General features: G+C 77.1%; 5 protein-coding genes. 1 reads left to right on the top strand and 4 read right to left on the bottom strand.

The window, feature by feature from the left end:
- Positions 1-107 precede the first annotated feature (107 nt).
- The 3 genes from C6N75_RS25780 to C6N75_RS25790 form a co-directional block, all read right to left on the bottom strand.
- A complete protein-coding gene (locus C6N75_RS25780; protein ID WP_105871279.1) occupies positions 108-1,862 on the bottom strand; it encodes a phosphatidylglycerol lysyltransferase domain-containing protein in 1,755 nt (584 codons plus the stop codon).
- Between the two features lie 61 nt (positions 1,863-1,923).
- Positions 1,924-3,072 (bottom strand): nicotinate-nucleotide--dimethylbenzimidazole phosphoribosyltransferase, encoded by a 1,149-nt coding sequence (gene cobT, locus C6N75_RS25785; protein ID WP_181160616.1) that lies wholly within the window; start codon positions 3,070-3,072, stop codon positions 1,924-1,926.
- A gap of 131 nt (positions 3,073-3,203) precedes the next feature.
- Complete coding sequence (locus C6N75_RS25790) at positions 3,204-4,403, bottom strand: bifunctional adenosylcobinamide kinase/adenosylcobinamide-phosphate guanylyltransferase (protein ID WP_181160615.1); 1,200 nt, start codon at positions 4,401-4,403, stop codon at positions 3,204-3,206.
- 80 nt (positions 4,404-4,483) lie between these two features.
- Between C6N75_RS25790 and C6N75_RS25795 the strand changes: the two genes are divergently transcribed.
- Positions 4,484-4,693: a hypothetical protein gene (locus tag C6N75_RS25795; protein WP_105871282.1), complete on the top strand. Its 210-nt coding sequence runs from the start codon at positions 4,484-4,486 to the stop codon at positions 4,691-4,693.
- A 19-nt stretch (positions 4,694-4,712) separates the two neighbouring features.
- On the opposite strand, the gene C6N75_RS25800 is transcribed toward C6N75_RS25795, so the two are convergent.
- Positions 4,713-5,810, bottom strand: a complete 1,098-nt coding sequence (locus C6N75_RS25800; protein ID WP_105871283.1) for a S1C family serine protease — start codon at positions 5,808-5,810, stop codon at positions 4,713-4,715.
- Positions 5,811-5,878 lie beyond the last annotated feature (68 nt).

Raw genomic sequence — 5,878 nt, forward strand, 5'->3', positions numbered from 1 at the left:
CCACCCCCGCTCCCGCAGCCCCGACCGGACCGCCCCGTACAGCGGCCCCCACTCCCGGCGCGCCACGCCGCGCGGCCCTCCGGCCGGGCGACCCGGGCGTCTCGGGTTCACCGGCGACCGCCCAGCCGCAGCCGGGCCCGCGCCGGCAGCCGCCCGGGCAGCGCCAGGAACCCCTCGGCCCGGGCGGCGGCCAGCCCGATGCGCGGCAGGTCGGCACTCTTCTCGAACAGCATGAAACGCGGCTCCCAGACCGGTCGGTACTTGGCGTTGGCGCGGTACAGCGACTCGATCTGCCACCACCGGGAGAAGAAGGTGAGGAAGGACCGCCACAGACGGAGCACGGGGCCCGCGCCCAGCCTCGCGCCACGTTCGAAGACCGACCGGAACATCGCGAAGTTCAGCGAGACCTGCGTGATCCCCATCTCCCCGGCCCGCTTCAGCAGGTCGATCACCATGAACTCGGTCAGCCCGTTGTCGGCGTCCGGGGCCCGCCGCATCAGGTCCAGCGACAGCCCGTGCGGCCCCCAGGGCACGAACGACAGCAGGGCGCGCGGCCGGCCCTCGGCGTCCGCGCACTCCAGCAGCACGCACCGCCCGTCGGCCGGGTCGCCGAGCCGCCCCAGTGCCATCGAGAAGCCGCGCTCGGCGGCCCCGTCCCGCCACTCGTCGGCCAACCTCACCGCCTCGGCCAGCTCTCCGGCCGGCACGTCCGCGTGACGCCGTACGGTCACCCGGTACCCGGCCCGCGCGACCCGGTGGTACGCCTGGCGGACGGTGCGCATGGCCCGCCCCTCCAGGGTGAAGCCGGCGACCTCCACGATCGCCTCGTCGCCCAGCTCCAGCGCGTCCAGCCCGTGCCGGGCCCACACCGTGCCGGCCTCCTCGCTCGCCCCCATCACCGCCGGGACCCAGCCGTGCTCGCGGGCCTGGAGCAGCCACGGCTCGATCGCCCCCGGCCACGCCTCGGGGTCGCCCACCGGGTCGCCGGAGGCCAGGCACACCCCGCCCACCACCCGGTAGGCGACCGCCGCCTTGCCGGACGCCGACCACAGCACGCTCTTGTCCCGCCGCAGCGCGAAGTAGCCCAGCGAGTCGCGTTCGCCGTGCCTGGCCAGCAGGGCCCGCAGCTTCTCCTCGTCCTTGGCGGTCAGCGGGTCCAGCGCCCGCCGGGAGCGGAACGCCGCGTACAGCACCGCGATGAGCAGCAGCGCGGACAGCACGTTGACGACCACGCCCACCCAGGCCGGGGCGCTGACCGCGGCCGTCCGGGTGGCGTCCGGGGCGAGGGTGACGAGGTGGGTGGCCGCGTAGCGCCAGCGCGCCCCGAAGCCGCCGCCCCGCGAGGTGTCGGTGGCGGCCACCAGCAGCGTCGCGGCCAGCGAGAGGACCACCAGCCCGCCGACCGCCACCACCGCCGCCAGCCTCACGTTGGAGCGGTCGCCCCTGGCGTAGAACTCCCGCCGCCCGGCCAGCAGCGCGGCGGCGAAGGCGGCGGTCAGCGCCAGCGACACCCAGTTCTGGGCGTGCCCCCGGTAGCCGGGCGCGGCCATCAGCAGCGCGTACAGCACCAGCAGCAGCCCGGCGAGGACCAGGTTCAGCAGCCAGGCGGCCCGTTTGCGCCGCCGCATGGTGATGGCGAGGAAGACGGCGAACGCCCCGGAGAAGAAGCCGGCCGCCAGCAGATAGGGGGTGAAGAACTCGTCGGTGGCGTGCCGCCGGATGTCCTGCCCGAAGGACACCCAGACCGCGCCCAGCAGGTTCAGGAACGCGACGGCCCGCAGGTACCACACGGCGCCCCGGGCGCACCGCCGGGACAGCGCGGTGCTGCCGGGCGCTGCGGTGATCGGCCGGGCCTCTCCCATACAACCGGATGATATGGGGTAAACCGGAACCCGGCCGAGCCGGCCTCAGCGGAGCGGACGCTCAGACGCCGTCCGCCGCCCCCGGCTCTCCTCCCCGCGAAGGCTCCGGCTCCCGCGAAAGCTCCGGCTCCCGCGAAAGCTCCGGCTCCGCTCCCTGGGAGAGGTCCGGCTCCGGCGCGCGCTCCGGCAGCTCGGCGGCGAACGCGGCCGCCGCCCGCACCAGCGGCAGCGCCAGCAGCGCCCCGACGCCCTCGCCGACCGTCACCTCCTGGTCCAGCAGCGGCTCCAGCGCCATCCGGTCCAGCGCCTTCTGCTGCGCCGGCTCCCCGGTCAACTGGCCCGCCAGCCACCAGTCCGGGGCGCGGAACGCGGCCCGCTGCGCCACCAGGGCGCAGGCCGCCGACACCACGCCGTCCAGGATCACCGGCATCCGGCGCACCGCGCTCTGCAACAGGAAGCCGGTCACCGCCGCCAGGTCCGCCCCGCCGGCCGCCGCCAGCAGTTCGAGCTGGTCGCCCAGCACCGGCCGGGCCCGGCGCAGCGCGTCGCGGACCGCCGCGCACTTGCGCATCCAGGCCAGGTCGTCGATGCCGGCCCCGCCGCGGCCGGTGACCACCGAGGCGTCCGTCCCGCACAGCGCGGCCACCAGCACCGCGGCCGCGGTGGTGCCGCCCACGCTCAGATCGCCCAGCACCGCCAGGTCGGTGCCCGAGTCGGCCTCCTCGTCGGCGACGGCCATCCCCAGGCGTACCGCCTCCTCGGCCTGCTCCGGCGTCAGGGCGTCCTCGACGTCGATCCGGCCGCTGCCGCGCCGCACCCGGCGGCGCACCACGTCGTCCGGCAGCAGCCCCGGGTCGCAGTCCAGGCCCGCGTCCACCACCCGCACCGGCACGTCCATCCGGCGGGCCAGCACCGCCAGCGGGCTCGCCCCGTCCAGGACGCCGCGCACCAGTGCGTACGCCCCGCCGGCCGGCCGGCCCGAGACGTCCAGCGAGGCCACCCCGTGGTCCCCGGCGAACAGCACCACCCGCGGCCGCTCCACCGGCCGCACCGGCACCGCGCCCTGAGCGGCGGTCAGCCACTCGCCCAGCTCGTCGAGGCGGCCCAGCGCCCCCGGCGGCACCGCGAGGCGCTCCCGGCGTTCCTCGGCGTCACGCCGCACCGCCCCGTCCGGGCGCTCGATCAGATCGGAGAAGTCGTCGAGATTCAGCCTGCTCATTCGTCGCACAGTACCGGTCCCGGATGACCACCGGTCGGACGGCTCGGGGCCCGCGGCGGGCGGGCGGCGCACCGGCCCGTACGGCCGCGCGCACCGCCGTGGGGGAAGGGCCCGCCCGGCGGTCAGCCGCGCAGCACCAGCGCCTGCCCCGCGACCACCAGCACCACCTGCTCGCACTCCGCGGCGAACGCCGCGTTCAGCCGCCCCAGCTCGTCCCGGAACCGCCGCCCGGACGCGGTCGCCGGCACCACCCCCGAGCCGGTCTCGTTGGTCACCGCCACCACCGTGCGCCGGGTCGCCCGCACCGCCGCCACCAGCTCCTCCACCCGCTCCCGCAGCTGCCGCCGGCCGGTCTTCTCCCACACCTCGTCGTCCCAGGCGCCCACCCGGTCCATGGCGTCGGTCAGCCACAGCGACAGGCAGTCCACCAGCAGCGGCGGCCCGTCCGCGGCCAGCAGCGGCGCCAGCTCACAGGTCTCCTCGGTGCGCCAGGACGACGGCCGCCGCTCCCGGTGCGCGCCGACCCGCAGCGCCCACTCGGGGTCCCCGGACCGGGCGCCGCCGGTCGCCGCGTACACCACCCCCGGATACGACTCCAGCCGGCGCTCCGCCTCCAGCGACTTGCCCGACCGGGCCCCGCCGGTGACCAGGGTGCGCCGCGGGGCCGGCGGCGGGCCGGGCGGCGCGCCGACCGACAGCGTGGCCCCGTCCGGCACCGCCCGCGCCCCGGCCGCCGCGAGCCGCCGCGCCAGCTCCGCGCCCGGCGGCACGTCATGGTCCAGATGGACGGCGACGACGTCCGTCTCCGGGCCGACGCCGCCGGTGTCCCGGAGCCGGGCCAGCGCGTCCGGGCGGCCGGTGACGTCCAGCAGCACCATCCCGTACGGGCGGGTCGGCGCGGCCGGCCCGGCGGGCGCCCCGCCCGGCGGCAGGTACAGCAGCTTCGCGCCCTCCGGGGACGCCACCTCGTAGCCGGTGCCGGGCGCGTCCATCGGCACCGCCCGCACCCGGTGCCCGCTGATCAGGGTCAGCTCCCGGCCGTCCGGCACCCGGCCCGCGGCGGGCAGACCGGGCGGGGCCGCCGCGGGCGGGCCGTCGTGCGGATGGGTCAGCAGCACCTGCCGCACGCCCTGGAGGCTCCGCCCCGCCCGGGCCGCGGCCGTCACCGTGCCCGGTGTCAGGTCCAGCAGCAGCGCCCCGTCCACCAGCAGCGCCGTCGCGGCACGGGCCGCCGGGCCCCGCGCGGCCGCGCAGGCGGCGCAGAGACAGTCGGGGCGGGGCAGTCCTTCGGGGGCTCCGGTGCCGAGCAGCGTCACATCCACAGGCTGATCCTCCCGCGTCCCCGCGGCGGGTGCGCGCCCGGCTACGCTGCGGGCAGGAAACCGATCGACGGGAGGTCCACATGGCATGGACGTGGCGGTTCGAGGGGTCCGACGGGGCGGAGGTCCAGCCGGCGGTCGAGCCCGAGGAGTTCACCACCCAGGGCGACGCGGAGTCGTGGATCGGCGAGTTCTACAAGCCCCTCGCTGAGGGCGGCGCCGACAAGGTCACCCTCTTCGAGGACGGCACCGAGATCTACGGGATGAGCCTGCACCCCGCCGGCGAGGAGTAGCCCCCGCCGACGGGTGGCCTCACATCTCCCCGAGGGTCACCTGGGCCGTCGCCGTGCGCCCGCCGCGGGTGTAGGCGACGGCCACCCGGTCGCCCGGCTGCTCGGCGGCCAGCGCCTCCAGCAGCGAGGTCATGGTGGTGATCGGCGCGGAGCCCACCTTCGTGATGACGTCGCCGGCCCGCAGGCCCGCGTCGGCCGCCGCCCCGCCCGGGGCCGCCTCGACGACGGCCACCCCGGCCGGCTGGTACTCCCCGTCCAGCACCGTGCGGCCGGTGATGTTCAGCGCCGCCCGGCCCGAGTCGGTGACCCGCCCGGTCCGCACGATCTGCCCGGCGATGTTCTTCACCATCGACACCGGGATGGCGAAGCCGATGCCGGGCGCGGCGCTGCCCACCGCCGGGTCGGCCGCCGCCAGCGTCGGGATGCCGACGATCTCGCCGCCCAGGCTCACCAGCGCGCCCCCGCTGTTGCCCGGGTTGATCGCGGCCGAGGTCTGCACCATGTTCCCGATGGTGGCCCCCGTCCCGCCGCCCGCCGCGCTCTCGCTGACCGTGCGCCCGGTCGCCGACACGATGCCCTGGGTGACGCTCCCCGCCAGCCCCAGCGGCGAGCCCATGGCCAGCACGATCTGCCCGACCTCCACCTGCGAGGACTCGCCGAACCGGGCCGGCTTCAACCCCGCCGGCGGCCGGTCCAGCCTGATCACCGCCAGGTCCTGCTCCGGGTAGCTGAAGACCAGCCGGGCCGCCAGCGGCGCGCCGCCGGTCGCCACCGTGACCCGGAACGACTTCTCGTCGCCCACCACGTGCGCGTTGGTGACGATATGGCCCTTGGCGTCGTAGACGACCCCGGAGCCCAGCCCCTTCTCGGCGTCGATCTGCACCACCGACGGCAGCACCTCGCGGATGACGGTCCGGTAGTCATCCTCCAACTGGGCCGCCCGGCGCGGCGCGGCCGGGGCCGCCGCCCGGGCCGTCGCCACCCCCTCGGCCGGTCCCGGCGCCCGCGGCCCGGACGGTCCGCCGACCAGACCGCAGCCGCCCGCCAGCACGGCCGCGCACACCCCGGCGGTCACGGACACCAGCACACGACGGGCGCGCAGCCGAAAGGCAGTCATGCCCGCAGTCTCGACCCCGCCCCACCCGGCCCGCCCGTCCGGCGCACCCGATCAGGTGGCGGCGGTGG

Source organism: Streptomyces solincola (genome assembly GCF_002982015.1).
Taxonomy (GTDB): domain Bacteria; phylum Actinomycetota; class Actinomycetes; order Streptomycetales; family Streptomycetaceae; genus Streptomyces; species Streptomyces solincola.

What these genes read in the sequence shown, in the direction of transcription:
- C6N75_RS25795 (WP_105871282.1), top strand. Translation starts at nt 4,484, where the DNA reads ATGGCATGGACGTGGCGGTTCGAGGGGTCCGACGGGGCGGAGGTCCAG.
- C6N75_RS25780 (WP_105871279.1), bottom strand. Translation starts at nt 1,862, where the DNA reads ATGGGAGAGGCCCGGCCGATCACCGCAGCGCCCGGCAGCACCGCGCTG.
- C6N75_RS25800 (WP_105871283.1), bottom strand. Translation starts at nt 5,810, where the DNA reads ATGACTGCCTTTCGGCTGCGCGCCCGTCGTGTGCTGGTGTCCGTGACC.